Origin of the sequence: Microterricola pindariensis, from assembly GCF_002936985.1 — a bacterium.
Lineage (GTDB): Bacteria > Actinomycetota > Actinomycetes > Actinomycetales > Microbacteriaceae > Microterricola > Microterricola pindariensis.
In genome coordinates, this window is the sequence record NZ_MPZN01000003.1 from 24,127 (window position 1) to 43,434 (window position 19,308).

19 protein-coding genes are annotated in these 19,308 nt (G+C 70.7%); 9 read left to right on the plus strand and 10 right to left on the minus strand.

The annotated features are described in order from the left end of the window. The first annotated feature begins 33 nt into the window (after positions 1 to 33). Positions 34 to 429 (plus strand): DUF2255 family protein, encoded by a 396-nt coding sequence (locus tag GY24_RS01490; RefSeq protein ID WP_104474130.1) that lies wholly within the window; start codon positions 34 to 36, stop codon positions 427 to 429. On the opposite strand, the gene GY24_RS01495 is transcribed toward GY24_RS01490, so the two are convergent. Beyond that, positions 426 to 1,313 (minus strand): helix-turn-helix transcriptional regulator, encoded by an 888-nt coding sequence (locus GY24_RS01495; RefSeq protein ID WP_104474043.1) that lies wholly within the window; start codon positions 1,311 to 1,313, stop codon positions 426 to 428. The two genes, GY24_RS01490 and GY24_RS01495, sit on opposite strands and share 4 nt — an antisense overlap. Positions 1,314 to 1,430: 117 nt before the next feature. Between GY24_RS01495 and GY24_RS01500 the strand changes: the two genes are divergently transcribed. The 5 genes from GY24_RS01500 (at position 1,431) to GY24_RS01520 (ending at position 5,649) form a co-directional block, all read left to right on the plus strand. Next, positions 1,431 to 1,955 carry a DUF427 domain-containing protein gene (locus GY24_RS01500; protein ID WP_104474044.1) on the plus strand — a complete coding sequence of 175 codons (525 nt, stop codon included), beginning with the start codon at positions 1,431 to 1,433 and terminating at the stop codon, positions 1,953 to 1,955. A gap of 83 nt (positions 1,956 to 2,038) precedes the next feature. Next, a complete protein-coding gene (locus GY24_RS01505; RefSeq protein WP_104474045.1) occupies positions 2,039 to 2,842 on the plus strand; it encodes an N-formylglutamate amidohydrolase in 804 nt (267 codons plus the stop codon). Next, positions 2,839 to 4,050, plus strand: coding sequence for a flavohemoglobin expression-modulating QEGLA motif protein (locus GY24_RS01510; protein WP_233279139.1), 1,212 nt, complete (start codon positions 2,839 to 2,841; stop codon positions 4,048 to 4,050). The genes GY24_RS01505 and GY24_RS01510 overlap by 4 nt, the downstream gene beginning before the upstream one ends. A 61-nt stretch (positions 4,051 to 4,111) precedes the next feature. Then, positions 4,112 to 5,155 carry a glutathione synthetase gene (locus GY24_RS01515; protein ID WP_104474046.1) on the plus strand — a complete coding sequence of 348 codons (1,044 nt, stop codon included), beginning with the start codon at positions 4,112 to 4,114 and terminating at the stop codon, positions 5,153 to 5,155. Positions 5,156 to 5,289: 134 nt separating this feature from the next. Next, the gene (locus GY24_RS01520) at positions 5,290 to 5,649 is read left to right on the plus strand and encodes a PRC-barrel domain containing protein (protein ID WP_162842916.1); all 360 of its coding nucleotides are present in this window, start codon (positions 5,290 to 5,292) and stop codon (positions 5,647 to 5,649) included. A 70-nt stretch (positions 5,650 to 5,719) separates the two neighbouring features. Here GY24_RS01520 and GY24_RS01525 read toward each other — a convergent pair whose 3' ends face one another. Beyond that, positions 5,720 to 6,319 (minus strand): dihydrofolate reductase family protein, encoded by a 600-nt coding sequence (locus GY24_RS01525; RefSeq protein WP_233279140.1) that lies wholly within the window; start codon positions 6,317 to 6,319, stop codon positions 5,720 to 5,722. Positions 6,320 to 6,405: 86 nt separating this feature from the next. Here GY24_RS01525 and GY24_RS01530 point away from each other — a divergent pair, with 86 nt between their 5' ends. Together GY24_RS01530 and GY24_RS01535 are read left to right on the plus strand one after the other, a co-directional pair. Beyond that, positions 6,406 to 7,191 (plus strand): isocitrate lyase/PEP mutase family protein, encoded by a 786-nt coding sequence (locus GY24_RS01530; RefSeq protein WP_202972897.1) that lies wholly within the window; start codon positions 6,406 to 6,408, stop codon positions 7,189 to 7,191. 122 nt (positions 7,192 to 7,313) lie between these two features. Then, on the plus strand, positions 7,314 to 8,255 hold the full coding sequence (locus GY24_RS01535; protein ID WP_104474048.1) for an alpha/beta fold hydrolase: 942 nt from the start codon (positions 7,314 to 7,316) through the stop codon (positions 8,253 to 8,255). 29 nt (positions 8,256 to 8,284) lie between these two features. On the opposite strand, the gene GY24_RS01540 is transcribed toward GY24_RS01535, so the two are convergent. Further along, positions 8,285 to 10,807 (minus strand): MMPL family transporter, encoded by a 2,523-nt coding sequence (locus GY24_RS01540; protein ID WP_104474049.1) that lies wholly within the window; start codon positions 10,805 to 10,807, stop codon positions 8,285 to 8,287. 71 nt (positions 10,808 to 10,878) lie between these two features. On the opposite strand from GY24_RS01540, the gene GY24_RS01545 reads away from it, so the two are divergent. Then, entirely contained in the window at positions 10,879 to 11,478 is a 600-nt protein-coding gene (locus tag GY24_RS01545) for a TetR/AcrR family transcriptional regulator (protein WP_104474050.1), read from the plus strand. Here GY24_RS01545 and GY24_RS01550 read toward each other — a convergent pair. The 7 genes from GY24_RS01550 to GY24_RS01580 are packed head-to-tail and all read right to left on the minus strand — an operon-like array spanning position 11,455 to position 19,204. After that, the gene (locus GY24_RS01550) at positions 11,455 to 12,612 is read right to left on the minus strand and encodes an FAD-dependent oxidoreductase (protein ID WP_104474051.1); all 1,158 of its coding nucleotides are present in this window, start codon (positions 12,610 to 12,612) and stop codon (positions 11,455 to 11,457) included. The two genes, GY24_RS01545 and GY24_RS01550, sit on opposite strands and share 24 nt — an antisense overlap. Continuing rightward, on the minus strand, positions 12,609 to 14,519 hold the full coding sequence (locus GY24_RS01555) for an FAD/NAD(P)-binding protein (protein ID WP_104474052.1): 1,911 nt from the start codon (positions 14,517 to 14,519) through the stop codon (positions 12,609 to 12,611). Before GY24_RS01555 ends, GY24_RS01550 begins: the two co-directional genes overlap by 4 nt. 9 nt (positions 14,520 to 14,528) lie before the next feature. Further along, positions 14,529 to 15,161: a peroxidase-related enzyme gene (locus tag GY24_RS01560; RefSeq protein ID WP_104474053.1), complete on the minus strand. Its 633-nt coding sequence runs from the start codon at positions 15,159 to 15,161 to the stop codon at positions 14,529 to 14,531. Further along, positions 15,158 to 15,670, minus strand: coding sequence for a CMD domain-containing protein (locus GY24_RS01565; protein WP_104474054.1), 513 nt, complete (start codon positions 15,668 to 15,670; stop codon positions 15,158 to 15,160). Before GY24_RS01565 ends, GY24_RS01560 begins: the two co-directional genes overlap by 4 nt. After that, positions 15,667 to 16,428 (minus strand): ABC transporter ATP-binding protein, encoded by a 762-nt coding sequence (locus GY24_RS01570; RefSeq protein ID WP_104474055.1) that lies wholly within the window; start codon positions 16,426 to 16,428, stop codon positions 15,667 to 15,669. The genes GY24_RS01565 and GY24_RS01570 overlap by 4 nt, the downstream gene beginning before the upstream one ends. After that, complete coding sequence (locus GY24_RS01575) at positions 16,425 to 17,330, minus strand: ABC transporter ATP-binding protein (RefSeq protein WP_104474056.1); 906 nt, start codon at positions 17,328 to 17,330, stop codon at positions 16,425 to 16,427. The genes GY24_RS01570 and GY24_RS01575 overlap by 4 nt, the downstream gene beginning before the upstream one ends. Next, positions 17,327 to 19,204, minus strand: coding sequence for an ABC transporter permease (locus GY24_RS01580; protein WP_104474057.1), 1,878 nt, complete (start codon positions 19,202 to 19,204; stop codon positions 17,327 to 17,329). The genes GY24_RS01575 and GY24_RS01580 overlap by 4 nt, the downstream gene beginning before the upstream one ends. Positions 19,205 to 19,308 lie beyond the last annotated feature (104 nt).

The following is a 19,308-nucleotide window of genomic DNA, read 5'->3' on the forward strand; positions in this document are numbered from 1 at the left end:
GACGAACACCCGCCAACGACAGAGGAGCAAGACATGGAACAGTGGACGGCCGACGAACTCCGCCGCATCGACGCGAGCGCTGAACTGCGCGTCGCGTCCGAGCGCCCCGACGGGTCGCTGCGGCCCGCGACGACGATCTGGCACAGTGCCCTGGGCGACGCCCTCTACATCCGCTCTGCCCACGGGCCGGAGAACGGCTGGTTCCGCCGGGCGCTGCACGCTGGACGCGGGCGGATCAGCGCCGGCGGCGTCGAGAAGGACGTGACATTCGAGCTGGCCGACCCGTCCGTTCGCGTCGAGTTGGACCGAGCCCTGCACCAGAAATACGACCGCTACGGGCCCGCCCCCATCGCGGCGATCACCGGCGGCGACGTGCTCGAGACCACTCTGAAGGTGACCCCGCGGGCCGACGCGAAGCCCCGCGGCTAGGGCCGTTGGGCGGCGGCCCCCGCCTCGGCGTTCGCTCCCTCCGGGGAGGCAGCCCAGGACGCCAGCAGGCGGAGGCCGTCCGCACTCGGCGACCCCGCCGGTGCGGTGTACACGTTCAGGACGAGGCCGGGCTCGCTGGGCAGCTCCATCGACTCGTAGTTCAGGTCGAGATCACCGACGACCGGGTGGTGCAGGCGTTTCATGCCGCTGCGGTGGAACACCACATCGCGCGACGCCCAGCGCTCGCGGAAGAGCTCGCTCTGCGTCGACAGCTCTCCGACGAGCCGGATCAGCTCGGCGTCGTGCGGGTTGCGGCCGGCCTCGAGGCGCAACATCGAGGCCGCATCCCTGGCCACCTGGTCATAGTCGCGCCAGAACGTGCGGGCCGCCGGGTTCAGATAGGTGAACCGGGTGGTGTTCACCGGGCGGCGCGGATCCTCGAACACGGGGGCGTAGAGGGCCCGGCCCATGCGATTCGCGGCCAGGATGTCGTGGCGCCCATTGCGCACCCACGCGGGTGCGTCCGCCATCGCCTCCAACACCTGTTGCACCGCCGGGCGCACGGCGCTCGCCGGTTTGCGCGGCGCGCGGCGCGCGGGGCCCGCCGCCCTGGCCAGGTCGAACAGGTACCCCCGTTCCGCCTCGTCGAGCTGCAGGGTGCTGGCGAGCGCGTCGAGCACGCTCTCCGACGCTCCGGCGAGGTTGCCGCGTTCCAGGCGCACGTAGTAGTCCACCGAGACTCCGCTGAGCATCGCGACCTCTTCCCGGCGCAGCCCGGGGACGCGCCGGTTGCCGCCGTAGGCGGGCAGGCCCGCACGCTCCGGGGAGATCCGGGCTCGCCGGGAACTCAAGAACTCCTGGATTTCACTGCGCACGTCGCCCATGCTCCAACGATAAGCCGTGACATCCGGCCCCGGGAGGCACTGCCACTACCTGCCTGCTCGCCCGCACCGGCGCTGCACTCGCGGCGGAATCCCAGTGCGACGGCAGAGGATGGCCGCATGAGTGCTGCACACGCCGTTCCCCGATCCAGCCGGCCCCGGCCGATCACACCGAAAACTGGGCAGGAATCGGTGTGGGACTACCCGCGGCCGCCGCGGGTGGAGCACCGGCTCGAGCAGGTCACCGTGAGGCTCGGCGGTCGGGTGATCGTTGAGAGCACCGACGCCGTGCGGGTGCTGGAGACGAGTCATCCGCCCGTCTACTACCTGCCGATCGCCGCGTTCCCCGCCGGCGCGCTCGTTGCGGCGGGCGGCACCAGCCTCTGCGAGTTCAAGGGACAGGCGCACTACTTCGACGTCGTCGCCGGGGGAGCGCGTGCGCGCCGGGCCGGGTGGACCTACCCGCACCCCAGCCGCGGCTTCGAGGCCCTGAGCGACCGCGTCGCGCTCTACCCGGCCGCGATGGACTCGTGCGAAGTCGACGGCGAGCGAGTGCTCGCCCAGGCCGGCGGCTTCTACGGCGGCTGGATCACCTCCCGGATCGTCGGCCCGTTCAAGGGGGGACCGGGAACGATGGGCTGGTGACCGCGCGGCCTCGCGCGATGTCACGAATCGGCAGCCCCGTCAAGCACCTTGTCGCCCGCCAGCACGGCTGAAAAGCTGTGCCCATGAGTACTACGGAACGTCCCCCGTTCGAGTTCCTCGGCAACTGGGACGGACAATTCATCGCCACCGCCATCCACACCGGGCACGATGTGCGCCCCGACTTCGCCGCGGAGCTGATCCTGCCCGAGGCGGACCGCTTGCGGGAGGAGGACCCGCACACCGACGAGATCGGCGCGCTCATCCCCGCCCGCGTCATCGTGAACCGGTCCCGGTTCGAGGTCGACCTGAACCGCACCCGCGAGGAGTCGGTCTACCGCACCTCCGAGGAGGCGTGGGGCCTGGACGTCGTCCGCAATCCGCCGCTCGACGAGGCCGTCGTGGCCGGCTCCCTCGCCGTGTACGACGCCTTCTACGCCGAGCTCGGCCGGCGTCTGGACACCGTCGCCGACCGTGGGCCGTTCGTGCTGTTCGACGTCCACTCCTATAACCACCGGCGCGACGGAGCGGATGCCGCCCCGGCCGCGGACGAGGAGAGCCCAGAGGTCAACGTGGGAACGGGCTCGGTGGATCACGAGCGGTTCGGGCCGGTGGTGGAGACCTTCATGCGGTCGCTGCGGGCCGCGGAGACGTCGACCGGCCCGCTCGACGTCCGGGAGAACGTGCGGTTCCGCGGTCGACAGCTCGCGGCCTGGACGCACGCCCGATACCCGGGCCGCGGGCTTGTGCTCGCGCTCGAATTCAAGAAGACCTTCATGGACGAGTGGACCGGCGAGGTCGACCAGGCCCGGATCGACGAATTGGCCCGAGCACTGGCCGGCACCCTCCCGGCCGTCGAGAGCTCGCTGCGCCAGGCGGTCGTGTCGTGACGGGGGACCCGGTGCCGCACGCCGGGGACGCGCCGGAGACGCCTGCCATCAACGCCGGGGCGCTCTCGCCTGCAGACCTCGCGGCCGACCACGCCATGGCGACGTTGGCGGGCAGCGTGCGCTTCCTGCTCGAGATGACCCCGGTGAACGCCGACAATGTGCGTGCGGAGTTTCTCGCGCACCCGGAGAAGGACCCGGTGTTCGAGTATCGAGACCTGGATGTGGACCCCGACGTGTTGGATGCTCAGGTCGTCGCGCTGCCGATCGACGACGTCGAGGACACCACCCTCGCCGCGCTGTTGCGGAACCGACAGCGGGAGATGGCGTTGCGCGTGGAGATGCTGCGAGCGCGAGACACCCCCGACTTCCTGCAACTCTCGATCGCGCAGTACGGTGCGGTGCTGCCCGCGCTCGTGAGCCGCGCCGAGGGCTTGTTGGACAAGCTGCCGCGGGGGCACCTGGAGCACGATTCCGTGGACGCGGAGGGGTTCCTCGCCGCAGCGCAGGCGGAGATCGACCACTACCGGTCGATCGACCCCGATGTCGGCATCCACGCCGAGATCCGCGACGACATCTCGGGCATCCTCGTGGACGGCAACACGCTGCTCATCTCGAACAACGCCGCAGTGGCAGCCCCCCGCGTCAACGCGCTGTTGCAGCACGAGGTGGGCACGCACCTGGTCACCCAGGTGAACGGCCTGGCGCAGCCGATCCGGATGTTGGGCTCCGGCCTCGCCCACTACGACGAGACGCAGGAGGGCCTCGCCGTGCTCGCGGAGATCGCCTGCGGCGGCCTCACCGCCGCCCGGCTGCGCCAGCTCGCGGCCCGCGTTGTGGCAGTGCACTCCCTGGTCGGCGGAGCGAGCTTCGTGGAGACGCACCGGCTGCTGACCGGCCACGGACTGCCGGCCGGGAGTGCCTACGGCATCGCGATGCGGGTGTACCGCGCCGGCGGGTTCACCAAGGACGCGATCTACCTGCGCGGGCTGCTCGGCCTGCTGGAGCACCTGGCCGACGGCGGCGCGATGGATCTCTTCTTCCTCGGCAAGTTCTCCCTGGAGGACCTGCCCCTCGTGGAGGACCTCGACGGACGCGGCCTGCTCACGGCGGCACGGGTCATGCCGCGCTACCTCTCCGACCCGGCTGCCGCAGCCCGGCTGCACGACGCCGCCCACAGCGACGACCTGACGGCCCTTGTCAACGCGTAGTCCCGCCAGCCCCAGCCCACACTCTTTCGATCCATTGACCGCACAACTGTGAGGAGACACCATGAAGATCGGCTTCGTCGTCAACGACATCGCCACCGAGAAGCCCGTCTACACGACGACGCGTCTCGCCATGACCGCCACCCGACTGGGCCACGAGGTCGCTCTCCTCGGCCTGCGTGACTTCGGCTACGAGCCCGACGAGTCGCTCTCCGCGATCGCGGCATCCGCGAGCACCGGCAAGGCCTATCGCTCGCACGAGCGCTACCTCGAAGACCTGCAGGCAGCCGCGCGGGAGCGGATGGGGCTCAGCGACTTCGATGTGCTCATGCTGCGCGCCGACCCGGCGGTGGATGCCGCGGACAGCCCCTGGGCGAACACAGCCGGCATCGCGTTCGGCCAGCTGGCCGCCGCCTCAGGTGTGCTCGTGGTCAACGACCCCGGCTCCCTGGCCAACGCCCTGTCGAAGGCGTATTTCCAGCACTTCCCCGAGGTGGCGCGCCCGCGCACGTTGATCTCGCGAGACGAGGAGCGGGTCCGCCAGTTCATTGACGAGATGGGCGGGCGCGCCGTGCTCAAGCCCCTGCAGGGGTCGGGTGGATCCGGCGTGTTCCTCGTCACCGAGAAGGAGGCGCCCAACATCAGCCAGATCGTGGAGGCGATCGCTCGAGACGGCTACGTGGTCGCGCAGGAGTACCTGCCCGCGGCCAAGGACGGCGACGTGCGGATGTTCGTCATGAACGGTCACCCCCTGCAGGTCGACGGTACCTACGCCGCTTTCCGCCGGCGTCCGGGAGGGGACGACATCCGCTCCAACATGTCTGCCGGCGGCAGCGCGGAAGCGGTGGCGGTCACCGACCAGATGCTGCAACTCGTGGACGCGGTGCGTCCGAAACTGCTCGAAGACGGCCTGCACCTCGTCGGGCTGGACATTGTGGGCGACAAGCTGATGGAGGTCAACGTGTTCTCACCCGGTGGCCTCGGCTCCAGCGAGGCACTCTACGGCGTCGACTTCACACATGCGATCATCGAGGACCTGGAACGGAAGGTCCGGATCCGACAGCACTACGGTCCAGAGCTCTCGAACATCAAGCTCGCCACGCTCTGACGCTGCCGGGCGCCGCGAACAGCGACAGCTCGCGGTTAGCATGCGGTTTTGGCATCCGCAAGCCCCTGTGACTGTCGCCCGGCGCGCACCAGACTCGGAAGAGCACGAAGCCCGTCACGAAGAAAGGAACGGATATGTCCAACACATGGGAACCCTGGTCTTATCGAGAGTCGGTAGCTCGGACGCCGGAGGCCGGCGGCATCGTCGGCTACAAGGTTGAGGCCACGGATGGCCACATCGGCAAGATCGACGAGGCGAGCGACGCGGTCGGCGACGCCAACATCGTCGTCGACACGGGACCGTGGATCTTCGGCCGAAAGGTTATTCTCCCGGCCGGCACCATTGAGCGCATCGATGACGCGGACGAGAAGGTGTACGTCGATCTGACGAAGGAACAGATCAAGAACTCGCCGGAACTCAGCGAGGACGCGAAGTTGAGCGACTCGGACTACCGCGAGAGCGTTGCGGTCTACTACGGCGGCTACTACATCTGACCGCTTCCTGCATGAGCGTTTCGCCGATCCCCGGAGCATCTCGCTCCGGGGATCGGTGCCGTTTGGCCGGCTATGCCCCGAAGGGGCTGGGATCGACGCGGTAGTCGACGAGCAGGTGCCCGGTGGGGGAGGTGCTGCTCCGGAGCAGCTCGAGCCGCGTCGGCGGCAGGCCGTCGAGGAGGCGCCGCCCGTGGCCGGCGACCACCGGGGCGATCACGACCCGGAGCTCGTCGACGAGACCGGCGGCGAGCAGCGCCCGGACGACGGAAATGCTGGCGTGGACGCCGATGTCGCCGCCGGGTTGTTCCTTCAGCTCCCGCGCGAATCCGACCAGTTCGCTGTCGATCGCGGTGGCATTGGCCCAGTCGCCCGTGAGGGGTGCGGATGTCGCGACGTGCTTGGCGACCCCGTTGATGAACGTCGCGAAGGGCTCGATCTCGCTGCCCGGCCAGAACTCGGCCCACTCCTCGTAGCTGCGGCGTCCGAGGATGACGGCATCCTGGGATGCGATGACGTCGGCCAGGTTGGCGTCCATCGCGGCGTCCCACTCGGTGAAGAACTCGTTCGGAGCCTCGGCGACTCCGTCGAGCGAGAGCAATTCGTACGCGACGACCGTGCGCATGTGCAGCACCTCCGAGAGTTTGGGCTGTCCCTCAAGGCTACGCCTCACATCCGCGCCTCTCCGGTGACGGGAGCGCAGCGCCTCGGTACCCTGAGGTGACCTGCGCTATCCGTTCACACGGGATGGGGACGACGATGACCACGTTTCGAGAACTCCACGAGCAGTCGGCGCCGCTCGTGCTGCCCAACGCCTGGGACCTAGGCTTCGCCCTCGCCTTCGCGGATGCCGGCTTCGCCGCCGTCGGCACCACGAGCTTCGGCGTCGCCGCCAGCGCCGGCCTGCCCGACGGCGACGGGTCCAGTCGAACGGCCACCCTGGCACTGGCGGCAGAGATGTGCCGGCTGCCCGTGCACGTCACCGCCGACATCGAAGACGGCTACAGCGATGACCCAGGCGCCGTCGCGGGGCTGGTCGCCGAGCTCGCGGGGCAGGGCCTCGCCGGGGTCAACCTCGAGGACAGCGCGGCCGGCCGCCTCGTTGACCCGGCGGTTGTCGCCGCCAAGGTCGCCGCGATCAGGCTGCGGAGCCCCGCGATGTTCGTGAACGCCCGGGTGGACAACTTCTGGTTCGGCGAACAGGCCAGCGTCGAGGAAGTGCTCCAACGTGCCCGCACCTATGCGGACGCCGGCGCGGACGGAATCTTCGTGCCCGGGCTTGTGCAGCCGGACGACATCCGACGCATCGCCGCCGGGACCCCGCTGCCGCTCAACGTGCTGGCCCACCCGACACTGAGCGTCGTGGAGTTGGGCGCGCTGGGCGTCAGACGGGTGAGCTCCGGCTCGCTGCCGTACCGCGCCGCCGTGGATGCGGCCGTCAACGCTGTGCAAGCCCTGCAGGGCGGCTCCCCGCTGCCGGCCGCCACCGCCTACGCCGACATGCAGGCGCGGCTCGTCGCGTTCAGGCGGCACCGCGCGGGCTGACGCTTCGGGTGCGGCTGCGGCTCTATCCGGTGCGGCGGAGCAGGCGTAGCGTTACCGGCAGCACGGATTCAGCAGCACGGATTCAACAGCACGGATGCGAGAACGGCACGGGAGGCGCAGCGATGGCCGAACGCAGGAGCGGGGCGCTGGCAGCGGTGGTGCTCGGCGGGCTGTTGCTGAGCGGGCTGGGCGTGCTCGCCGGGTGCACCGGCGCCGCGCCGAACGCCGCCCCCTCCGCGAGCCCGGCGGCCGACGCCGGCGAACTCGTCACTATCGACGACGGCCGGCAGCTGTTCCTCAGCTGCCGGGGGACCGGCAAACCCACCGTGCTTCTCATCTCCGGAACCGGCGGCGCCGCCGACGAGTGGATGGTCGCCGGGGATCCAGCAGACCCGTCCGCGCCGCCCACACCGAGCGCGCGATCCGTCTTCGACACGGTCGCCATGACCACGCGGGTGTGCGCCTACGACCGCCCCGGAACGACACTGCTCGATGGGGCGATGTCGCCCTCGACCGAGGTCGCCCAGCCGACGACTGCCCTCACGGGCGTCGCAGATCTTCAGCGGCTGCTCGATGCCAGCGGCGAGGAGGGCAGCCTCGTGCTCGTCGGCGCCTCCTGGGGCGGCGAGATCGCCCAGCTCTTCGCCCGCACGCCCCCGCAGAGCGTGGCCGGGCTGGTCCTGGTGGACTCCGCCTCCGAGTACCTGCACGACACGCTCAGCCCGGCGCAATGGGACGGCTGGATGTCGGTGATCGCCGCCGCCGCCACCCCGGGCGCGGAGAGCCCAGACTACGAGGGCAGCCTCGCCCAGCTGGCGGATGCCGCCGCCGTGCCGGCGCTCCCCACGACGGTGCTGACCTCGGACCAGCCCTGGGACTTGCAGGTGACGCCGGGCGCCTCCACCTGGCCGGCCTGGCTGGCCGCCCAAGGCGAGCTCGCGGCGGCCTGGCACGCCACCCATGTCGCCGACACGCGCAGCGGCCACGGCATCCACGTTCAGCAGCCCGAGCTCGTCGCCGCGGCGGTCATCGCCATCGTCGATCAGGTGCGCGCGCAGGAGTGACCCGCGGACAGGACTGAGCCGCGCCTGGCCTAGCCAGCCGTCGGCACGCCGCCGGTCTGCACGCCGGGGTGCTCGCGCTCGAGGGCGGCGCCCTCCAGGTCGACGTTCGGGAGGATGCGGTCAAGCCAGCGGGGCAGCCACCAGGCCGAGGAGCCGAGCAGGTGCATGAGCGCCGGCATCAGCAGCATCCGCACCACGAAGGCGTCGAGGAGCACGCCGAAGGCGAGGCCGAAGCCGATGGAGCGGATGATGGTCGACTCAGAGAAGATGAAGCCGCCGAAGACCGAGACCATGATCAGGGCCGCGGCGATCACGACAGAGCGGCCGGCGCGGAACCCCTGGGCGACGGCGAGCCGCGCGGGGGAGCCGTGCACATAGGCCTCCCGCATGCCCGAGGCGAGGAACAACTGGTAGTCCATGGCGAGACCGAACAGGATGCCGACGAGGATGACCGGCAGGAAGCTCAGGATCGGGCCCGTATTGTGCAGTCCGATCAGCTCCGCGCCCCAGCCGAACTGGAAGACGGCGACGATCAGCCCGTAGGTGGCGAACAGCGACAGCACGAAGCCGGCGGTCGCGATCAGCGGAACGAGCAGCGAGCGGAACACGAGGATCATGATCAGCAGCGACAGCCCGACCACGACCACCAGGTAGATCGGCAGCACCGCGCTGAGCGCCTCGGAGATATCGATGTTGGCGGCGGCCTGGCCGGCCACGCCGAGCACGATGTCGCCGCCGACCGGGGGCAGGGCGCGGATGTCCCTCACCAGCTGCTCGGTGGAGGCGCTGTTCGGCCCCTCTGCCGGCAGCACCTGGAAGGCGATCAGCGTGTTGTCCTCCGACGTCGCGACAGGTGCGACGGCAACCACATCATCCAGTTCGGAGATCGTCTGGGCGATCTCCAGCTGGGTGGCGAGCAGCTCCTCATCCGGGATCGGGTCGGGCAGCGTGGCGGTCACCAGCAGCGGGCCGTTGGCCCCGGCACCGAACTCCTCGTTGACGATCTGGAAGGACGTGTAGCTGGTGGAGCCGGCCGGCTCGCTGGAGCCATCGGGCAGGCCGAGTCGCATCGACAGCGACGGGATCGCGACGATGAGAAGCGCCACGACGCTCACCAGCACCGTGACGACCGCGCGAACCGTCGACATCTGCTTCACCGGCTTGGCCGACTTCGCGACGTGCGGGGCGCCGATCGTGGCGCGCGCCTTGCGGTTCAGCAGGCGCGTTCCGATGAGGCCGAGGATGGCGGGGGCGAGGGTGATCGCGACCAGCACGGCGACGGCGACGCAGACGGCCCCGACGGTGCCCATCAGTCCGAGGAACGGGACCCCGGTCACGTTGAGGGCGAGCAGCGCCACGATGACCGTCGCGCCGGCGAACACCACGGCGGTTCCGGAGGTGCCTGTGGCGAGACCGATGGACTCGCGCACGGCGACGCCCGCGAGCACTTGCTTGCGGTGCCGGTTGACGATGAACAGCGAGTAGTCGATGCCGACGGCGAGGCCGAGCATCACACCGAGAACGGGGGTGACCGACGCCATGTCGACCACGCCGGAGAACGCGAGCGAGGCGGTGACGCCGACGCCGACCCCGACGAGGGCGGTGACGATGGGCAGTGCGGCCGCGATCAGCGAGCCGAGCATCACGATCAACACGATCGCGGCGAAGACGAGGCCGACCGCCTCGCCGACGCCGAAGATCTGGGGCACGCCCTGGGCGATGTCCGTGCCGAAGCTGACCTCGACCCCATCGATCGGGGCGTCCTCGAAGTGGGCGATTGTGTCCTGCTTGACCTCGTCGGAGAGCTCGAGGCGCGGCTCGGTGAAGGAGACGTTGACGATCGCCGTCGAGCCGTCCTCCGACACCACGCCGAGGCCCGTGGCGAGGTCCAGGAGTTGCGTGCCCTGGGCGATCTGCTCCGCTCCGCTCTCCAACTGGGCGCGGGAGGCGTCGAGCGTGTCCTGCTGGGTCTGCAGCGCCGCCTTCTGTGCGTCGAGCTGCGCCTGCTGGGCGTCGAGCGCGGCCAGCTGCTCGGCACCGGCGCCGGCCGCGACGGCCTGGTCGCGCGCAGCGCTCAGCTGCTGCTCGGCCTGGTCCAACTGGGCCCTGCCTGCGTCGAGCTGGGCCTGGCCGGCATCCAGTTGGGCGAGCCCGGTCTCCAGCTGGGCCTGGCCGTCGGCGATCTGCTGGGCCTGCGCGGCCTGCTGGTCGCTGGCCGAGAACGGATCGATGACGGATGCCACGCCGGGCAGGCTCTCCGCGCTGCTGGCCACCTCAGAGATGGCCTGCCGTTGGGCGTCGGTGAACGCGGCCCCGTCGGTCGTCTGGTAGACCACGGTGCCGGTGCCGCCCGCGGTGTCCGGCAGTTTCGCCGCGAGCTCATCGGTGACGGCGCCGGATGCCGTGCCGGGGATGTCGAAACTGTTGCTCAGCCCTCCGCCGAAGGCGAAGAAGGCGCCGACCGCGATGCCGAGGATCACGATCCAGGAGACGACCACCGCCCAAGCCCTGCGTGCAGCGAACGAACCCAAACGGAACAACAGTGAAGCCACGCGATCAGTCTCCTCTAGACTTTTTGATCATACGCCTCGTCTCGTCTAGTGGCTGCGAGTAGCCTGAGAGTGTGAACCAACACCGAAATGGACCCGTCCGCAGCGCCGCGGCGCGGGAGGCCGTGCTCGCTGCGACGACGCGGCTCTTCCACGAACAGGGGTACGACAAGCTGACGATTGAGGGCATCGCGCGCGAGGCCGGCGTCGGCAAGCAGACGATCTACCGCTGGTGGTCCTCCCGGGGTGCGGTGATCGCCGACTGCCTCGCCGAGGGCCGCCTGTTCCCGGTCGAGTTCGAGGTTCCAGACTCGGGCCAGCTGCTCCCCGACATCGAGCACTGGCTGAGCACCGTGCTGGCGGTGCTGGATGCCCGCAACGGTGGTGAGCTCGTGCGCTCCCTCGTCGCGGCCGCCGCCGAGGACCCGGCCGTGGGGGCGAGCCTGAGCGAGCGGTTGGGGGTCGAGCGCAGCCTCGCGGCGCGGCTGGAGCGCGCGGTGCGCGACGGCCAGCTGCCGGCGAACGCGCCGATCGACCAGATCGGGGAGTCGATCCTCGGAGCCGTCATCCTGCGCGCCCTGGGCAGGCAGAACGACAGCGGCGAGCCGCTGCGCCGGCTGGTGCGCTTCCTCTTCGCGCCCTCCGCCCGGCTACGAGGTGATCTTGAAGAGTGAGCCGGCCGTCGTGCGGTGCGCCGCGAACAGCGAGGGCGCCGCGCCCGTTCCGGTCACCAGGTCGGCGAGGATGCGGCCGACGACGGGCACGAACTTGAAGCCGTGGCCGGAGAAGCCCGCCCCCACCACGATCGGCCCGATGCGATCGAGCACGAAGTTCTCGTCTGCCGTCAGCGTGTAGGTGCAGCTGACGTCCACAAGTGAGTCGGCGTCGGCACCGGGCAGCCAATCGCGGGCGTAGCGCTGCAGATCGGCGAGCTGGCCCGGTTCCGGTGTGAAGCTCCGGGCGTCCGGGTCGGTGAGCGGCCCGACGGCGTGCCAGCCGGCCTTGACGCCCTCGCCCGGCGTGAGCATGCCGTAGATCGCTGACGGCCAGTACTCGTAGCCGGGTTCGCCTGGCGTGAAGCGGTGGTTGAAACCGGGCCAGATCGCCTCATGATCAGTCACCGCAAAGTGGGCGGGCTGCTCCTGGGTGACGCTGAGGCGCGGCAGTCGCACCACCCCGTCGAGCAGTCTGCTCGTCCACGCTCCCGCCGTGACGACGAGCGTGTGCGCGCGCAGCACCTCGACGCCGTCGGCCGTCTCCACCTCGACGGCGACATCCTCATCGCCGAGCACGCGAATCGACAGCACCCGGCTGCGGTGGCGCACGATCGCGCCATGCTCGGCGGCGATCCGTTGCAGGGCGGGCAGCGTGGCATCCGCGTTGAGCTGGCCTCCCTGGGGCAGGTGCAGCACCTGGGAGTCGAAGCGGATGCCGGCCCAGCGCTCCTGTGCCTCGTCGAGCGGGAGGAACGCGGCCTCGAACCCGGCTGCGCGGAGCGCATCGTGCACGCCCTGGTAGCCGTGGTCGCGGCCGTGGTTGACGATGCCGGTGTGCGCGAAGAGCTTCTCGCCGCTCTGCTGCTCGATCTCGTCCCAGAGTGGCAGCGCCTCCGTGAGCATGTCGAGATAGCTGCTGTGCGTGTAGCCCAGGCTGAAGTTGCGGGTGGCCCCGTGGGACGCGCCGAAGTGATGCCCGGGCTCGAAGCGCTCGAGCAGGGTCACGGCTCGGCCGCGCTGGGCGAGCGCCCAGGCGGTGGCCGATCCCATCGCCCCGCCGCCGAGCACGATCGTGTCGAGCCGTTCCGTCATCTGTGGGTTCCCCTCGTCGTGGCGATGCTTGCGAGCGCGGCGCGTGCCGTGGCATCCAGTTCGCGCAGCACTGTCGAATTTACCCCGGGAATCGGGGCGATGATGGTGAAGATCCGGGCATCTTCCGAGGGGACGCCCACGGAGAAGAGGGAGCGGTGCGCGGCGCCGTCAGCGCGGACGAGCGCGTTGTCGTGCGGCGAGATGTCGAGGGCGCCCGTCTCGAGGCCGTCGATGCGGAACGGGCGCGCCAGGCCCTGCTCCAGCACGGAGCGCAGCAGCGGTTCGGCGCTGCGCCGGCCGGCGGGCAGCGGCAGCCAGGCATCCACGAGCGTACGGGCGCGCACGGTGTGGGCGGGCACCCGCGGGGAGGACGCCTCGAAGCGGCCGCCCTGCACACGCAGCTGCAGCTCCGGGCCGAGTGGTCGCACGATGCCGGCGCGGAGCAGGGCGAGCAACTGCCGGGAGCGGAACAGGGGCGGCCCGCTGCCGAGGATGCCGGCGAACGCCTGGAAGTCCTGGTAGCTGCCGGCGAAGGACTCGGCGCTCAGGCGGCCGAATTCGACGAGGGGCACGATGGTCAGGCGGGAGGCGCCGATGCTGAGCAGCGCGGCCTTGAGCGGGCTGTCGGCTCCGAGGGCCGCCTGCTCGGCGTCGGCGTGCACCGCGGCGATGGTGCGCGCCGTGAACTCCTCCGCCGAGGCGAAGCTCTGCGGCAGCGGGCGCTCCACGTGCGCGAGGTCGAGCCGGTCGGCCGCGTCGGGCACGCCCTGGGCGAGGGCCTGCCGCCACTGTGGCGAGGAGGTGCCGTGCGCCTCCAGCGCAAGCAGCAGCTGTGCAACCGGGCGGGCGAGGGCGTGCGGGCGCAGCCGGGCGAGCGTCTCGTAGTACGCGGCGGTGGCGTCCGCATCGATGAGGGGGCGCACCTGGCGGCCGAAGTCGATGCGCTCCTCGCGCAGCAGCGCGGGAAGCGCGGCGCGCAGGAGACGCTGCGGCGAGGGCGGGGGAGGCGCCCCATAGTGCGATTTGGCGCGGAAGACGAGTCCGCGCCGGGAGCCGGCGTGGATGACTGGCTCGGCGCCGCTCGGCAGGTACTGAAGCCGGTGCGGGTCGAGGCCGTGCTCGCGCTCCACGAAGCGGCCGCCGCGCCCCTCCGTGAGCATGCTCACGGTGTCGAAGAAGCTCATTCCGAGGCCGCGCACGATGACCGGCTCCCCGGCGCGCACCCGGCTGAGGTCTTGGTCGATCGGGTTGTCCGGTGCGACCCAGTCCAGCTGCGCGTCGGCCACGGCGGCCGCAAGCTCCGATTCCGTCGCGCTGGGCGTGACGGGCAGCCAGCCGAGGGCCAGGACGACGGCGTCGGCGCTGAGCGAGGAGCCGTTGTCCAGCTGCAGCTCCCAGGCCGGGCCGCCCGTGTCGGCGTCGCCGGTCTCGGTGACGGCGATGGCGCGCGCGCCGTGCTCCACCAGGCGGATTCCCGGTGGCAGCGCGGCGACCGTGCGGGCGTGCGCCCAGCGCAGGTAGTGGCCGTAGAGCAGGCGGCTCGGGTTCGACCAGTCGCGGGTGCGCGCCGCCTCCGCGCGCAGCGCCGGGGGGAGCCCGGGGGCGGCGGTGCCACCGTCGGCCACCGCCTCGCACCACTCCAGGAAGCTCGGACCGGGCACGATGGGCCCGGCGCACTGCACCGTGGCGTCCGTGAACACCGTCGACTGGGCGGCGACGGTGTTCATCACCAGCGTGCCGGGCTGGCCGTCACGCCAGGTGCGGCCGGAGCCGGCCGGGTGCGGGTCGACCAGGTGCACGACGAGGTCTTGCCCCGTCAACAGCTCTCCGATGCTCGCCGAGACGCGCTCGAGCAGCACGGCTCCGCGCAGGCCGGCGCCGACGATGCAGAGGGAGCGTTCCGTCACGACCGCGGGTCAGTCCTCGCTCGTGTGTGCGCGCGCGTCGTTGGCCTGCTGGTCGGCGATGGCCTGCGCGTCGTCTGCGGCGGGCGGCAGCGGCTCGCCGAGGCTCAGCATGAGCCGGTTGGCCCAGGCGAAGAAGGCGCCGGACTGCACGATGTCGAGCACCTCGGCTGCGTTCAGGCCGACCGCCTGCAGCGCCGCCACATGCTCGGGGCCGAAGGCGTTGGGGATCGCGGTGAGGGCGGCCGCCGCGTCGGTGATGGCCCGCCAGCGCGGGTCCAGCTCGGCGTCGATGCCGTGTTCGAGCAGGGCGCGCACCTCGTCCTCACGCTTGGTGAAGGTGATGCTCAACCGTGCGTGCACGCTCGTGCAGAGCACGCAGCCGTTGACCCGCGAGACGACCGTCGCCGCGAGTTCCCGCTCGCCGCGGCGGAGGCCGGGCCGGCCGAGGAAGACCGCCTGGTCGACGAGGGTGCGCGCGTGCAGGGAGGCCGGGTGCCAGGCCAGCAGGCGGAAGTAAGGGGAGTTGGGCCAGATGCTCGCCTCGATGGCCTCGCGCTGGGGCTCGGTTCCGGTTGCCGGGTCGACGGGCGTGATCCAGGCGTGCCAGGCCCGTTCGTCCGTGCTGAATCGTGACTCGCTCACAGGGTTCCCTTCAGGACGGTCAGCCCATGTGCGATGCGCACCTGGAACGAGACGAATGCGACGATCTGGCTCAATACGACGATCTCCGCCGGAGTGAGACCGGCGGCGGTGAGGGCGTCGAGGTCGGAGGCCGTGGTCGCCGCCGGCCGGGCCACCAGCAGCTCGACGTGGCGCAGGATGGCGCGTTCGCGCCGGGAGGCGAGGAGGCCGGCGCCCCGGTCGGGCCCGCTCTCCACGAAGGCGAGCAGTGCCGACTGCTCGGGGTGGGCGGAGAGCCGCTCCGAGTAGTGGGCGAGGGCGGCCGGCGAGTGCTCCAGCCGGGCGGACCGGGCGGCGACGAGCAGGCGGGTGGGCAGCGCGAACCCGGGCACCGGGTCGGCGTCGAGGCTCTGCGGCAGCAGGGCCTCGTAGCTCGCCTGGGCCGAGCTCACGACATCCGGTCGGTGGCCGCGCAGCGCGACGCTCTGCGCGGTGTCGAGCCCGGAAATGGCGTCGATCACATCCGTCATTGGTTCTCCTTGCTGGTGGTGGCTGCTGCGCCGACCTCGACGGGGCTGCCGAGGTAGGCCTCGCGCACGCTGGCGTCGCCGAGCAGCGAGGACGCCGATCCCGACACCGCGATGTGGCCGGTGCGCAGCACGTAGCCCCGATCGGCGATCGAGAGCGAGAGCTCGGCGTTCTGCTCGACGATGAGCACGCTCACGCCGAGGCGGGCGTTGACGTCTGAGATCATCTCGAGCACCTGGTCGACGATGATGGGGGCGAGGCCCATCGTCGGCTCGTCCATGCAGACGAGCTTGGGCTTGCTCATGAGGGCGCGGCCGAAGGCGAGCATCTGCTGCTCGCCGCCGGACATGGTGCCCGCCCGCTGCCTCTTGCGCTCGGCCAGCCGGGGGAAGGCCTCGTAGATCTCCTCCAGGCTGCTCAGGATGCCGCGGCGGTCACGCCGCACGTAGGCCCCCGTCAGCAGGTTCTCCTCGACCGTCATGTCGCCGAAGACGCGTCGCGCCTCGGGCACCGAGGCCAGGCCGGCGGTGATGCGGCGGCCGCAGCTCCAGCTCGTGACATCGGTTCCGCCGAGGCTGACGGTTCCGGTGCTCGGGGTGACGAGGCCGAGGATCGTCTTCATCGTCGTGGACTTGCCGGAGGCATTGCCGCCGAGCAGGCAGACGATCTCACCCTCGCCCACCTCGAGGTTCACGTCGAAGAGCGCCTGACTGGTGCCGTAGAAGGTGTTGACGCCGTCCAGGCGCAGCAGGGCGGTCATGCGGTGGCTCCCGTTGGCTGTGAGTGGGCCGGCTGCGCGACTGCCGGTTGAGCGTCTGGCGCCGGTGCGTGGCGCTTGCCGAGGTAGGCCTCGATGACCCGTGGGTCGTTGCGGACCTGCTCCGGGGTGCCCTGCGCGATGATGCGCCCGTTGTCGAGCACGATGACGCGGTCGGAGACCGTCATCACGAGGTCGAGCTTGTGCTCGACGAGGAGCATCGTCTGCCCGCCCGCCTTGAGGTCGAGCAGCTGGTGCATCACCTCGGCCGTCTCCGTCTGGTTCATGCCGGCCGTCGGCTCGTCCAGCACGAGCAGCCGCGGCTGTGAGATCAGCGCGCGCGCGATCTCGGTGCGGCGCCGGTTGGCGTAGGAGAGGGTGAAGCTGAAGTTCTCGGTGCGCGGCGCCAGGCGCTCGCCGAAGCGGGCGATCTGCGCGTCGACGGCGGCGTTGTCGAGCACGTTCTGCCGGCGCAGCGCCGGGGTGCCGACGATCGCGAGCACGGTCTCGGCGAGCAGAGGAATCCAGCGGATGCCGGGAATGCCGCGCAGGGCGGGGAGCGGCCGCCCCACCCGCTGCACGGCCTCCAGCCCGACGAGCACGTTGTCGCGCACCGTCAGGTTGCCGATCACGCGGCCGTTCTGGAAGGTGCGGGTCAGGCCCTGCGCGGCGATCTGGTGCGGTTTGAAGTGGCGCAGTTCGGTTCCGGCGAGGCGCACGGAGCCGGCATCCGCCCGCAGCACCCCGGAGATCAGGTTGAGCGTCGTCGTCTTGCCGGAGCCGTTGGGACCGATGATGCTCACCACCTCGCCCTCGGCGATGCTGAGCTCGACGTCGTCGACGACGTGCAGCCCGCCGAAGCTCTTGTGCAGGCCGTGGACGGCGAGAAGCGGGATCGCGGTCATTCCGAGTTCCTTCCCACGAGGGCGCGTGTTCGCTGCAGCGGGGCGTGCAGCCAGGTCGGCACCTTCTCGACGCGCGCCCACAAACCCTGCGGGCGGAAGATCACGAGCGCGAGCAGCAGCGCCCCGTAGAAGAAGTAGCGCCACTCGTACAGCGGGCGGAAGATCTCCGGCACCGCCACGAGCACGAGCGCGCCGACCATGACGCCCATCGGGGCGCGCATCCCGCCGAGCACGACGATCGTCACGGCGAGCACCGAGAGGTTGATGCCGAACTGGGCCGGCTCGATGTAGGTCAGCTGGCTCGCGTAGAGCGCACCGGCGAAGCCCGCGATGGCCGAGCCGATGCCGAAGGCGAGCGACTTGTAGGCGGCCGGGTGGATGCCGGAGGAGGCCGCGGCCACCTCGTCCTCGCGCACGGCCGCCCAGGTGCGCCCGAGGTGGCTCTTGCCGAGCCGGCCGACGAGAAGCATGAAGACGACGAGGATCGCGAAGGTGAACAGGTACATCGCCGGGGCGCTCGCGATCTCGAAGCCGAAGATCTCCGGGCGCGGGATCGCGAAGATGCCGCGGGCACCGTTGGTGAGCCAGGGCAGGTTGAGGGCGAGCGCCGCGATGAACGCGCCGGTCCCGAGCGTCGCCATCGAGACGTAGTGGCCGCGCAGCCGCCAGGTGGGGGCGACGAGGATGACGGAGATGACCGCGGCGACGAGTCCGGCGGCGAGGAAGCTGGGCACGAACGGCCACTCCGCCTTCGTCATCAGCAGGGCGGATGTGTACGCGCCGATCGCGAGGGCGCCGGCCTGGCCGAGCACAATCTGACCGGCGAAGCCGCTGACGATGGTGAGGGAGAGGGCGAAGAGCGCGTAGATCCAGACGAGGCTCCCCGCGCGCAGGATGTAGTCGCTGGCGGGGAAGACGAGCAGGATGCCCGCACAGGCGAGCACGGCGTATTGCCACGGCTTGAGGGTGAGCGGCCGGCCCGCACCGAAAAAGGTGCCGGTCATCGGCTCGGAACCGACGGCGGGGACGCGCCCCAGGATGCCGCCGGGCCGGATCCAGAGCACGCCGATGAGCACGCCGAAGGTGATGAGCTGACGGGCGGAGTCGCCCCAGATGGAGACGCCGAAGGCCTCGGCGATGCCCAGGATGAGGCCGCCGACGACGGCGCCGGCGAGGCTGCCGAGGCCGCCAAGGGTCGCCGCGGCGAAACCCTGCACGCCGGCCATGAAGCCGATGGTGGGGGAGACGTTGGAGTAGTACATGCCCACGAGCACGCCGGCGATGCCGCCGAGCGCCGAGGCGATGACGAAGGATGCCGCCTGGATCCGCGCGACGGGGATTCCCATCTGCTGGGCGGCTTCGCTGTCTTGCGCGGTGGCCCGGATCGCCCGGCCGTACTTGGTGCGGGTGATGAACAGGGCGAGCGCCACGAAGCAGGCCAGGCTCACGCCGAGGATGACGAGGCCGAGTGTGCCGAAGCGGAAGCCGAACAGCTCCAGGTTGCCCTGTTCGAGCAGCGCCGGAAAGCGCCGGGTCTCTGCGCCGAAGATGCGCTGCGACGTGTTGTCGAGGATGATCCCGACGGCGAAGGTGGTGAGGAGCGCCGCGATGGGCGGGGCGGAGCCCAGCGGCTTGATCGCGATGAAGTGGATGATCCAGCCGAGGAGGGCGGTGGCGGCGATCACGACGATGATCACCGCCCAGAGCGGGAATCCGAGCACCGAGGCGACGAACCAGCCCAGCATCGCCCCGATGGCAAAGGTCGCGCCGTGCGCGAAGTTGACGATGTTCGAGACACCGTAGATGAGCGAGACCCCCAGCGCGATGAGTGCGTAGGTGCTGCCGCTGATGATGCCCGCGAGCAGTATGTCCATTCTGTGGCGTCCTCTGTTGGCTGGTGCTGGTGCTGGTACTGGTGCTGGTGCGGTGAAGCGATGACAGGCTCTGGCGCCGCCCCGGGCCCCGGGGCGGCGCCTGA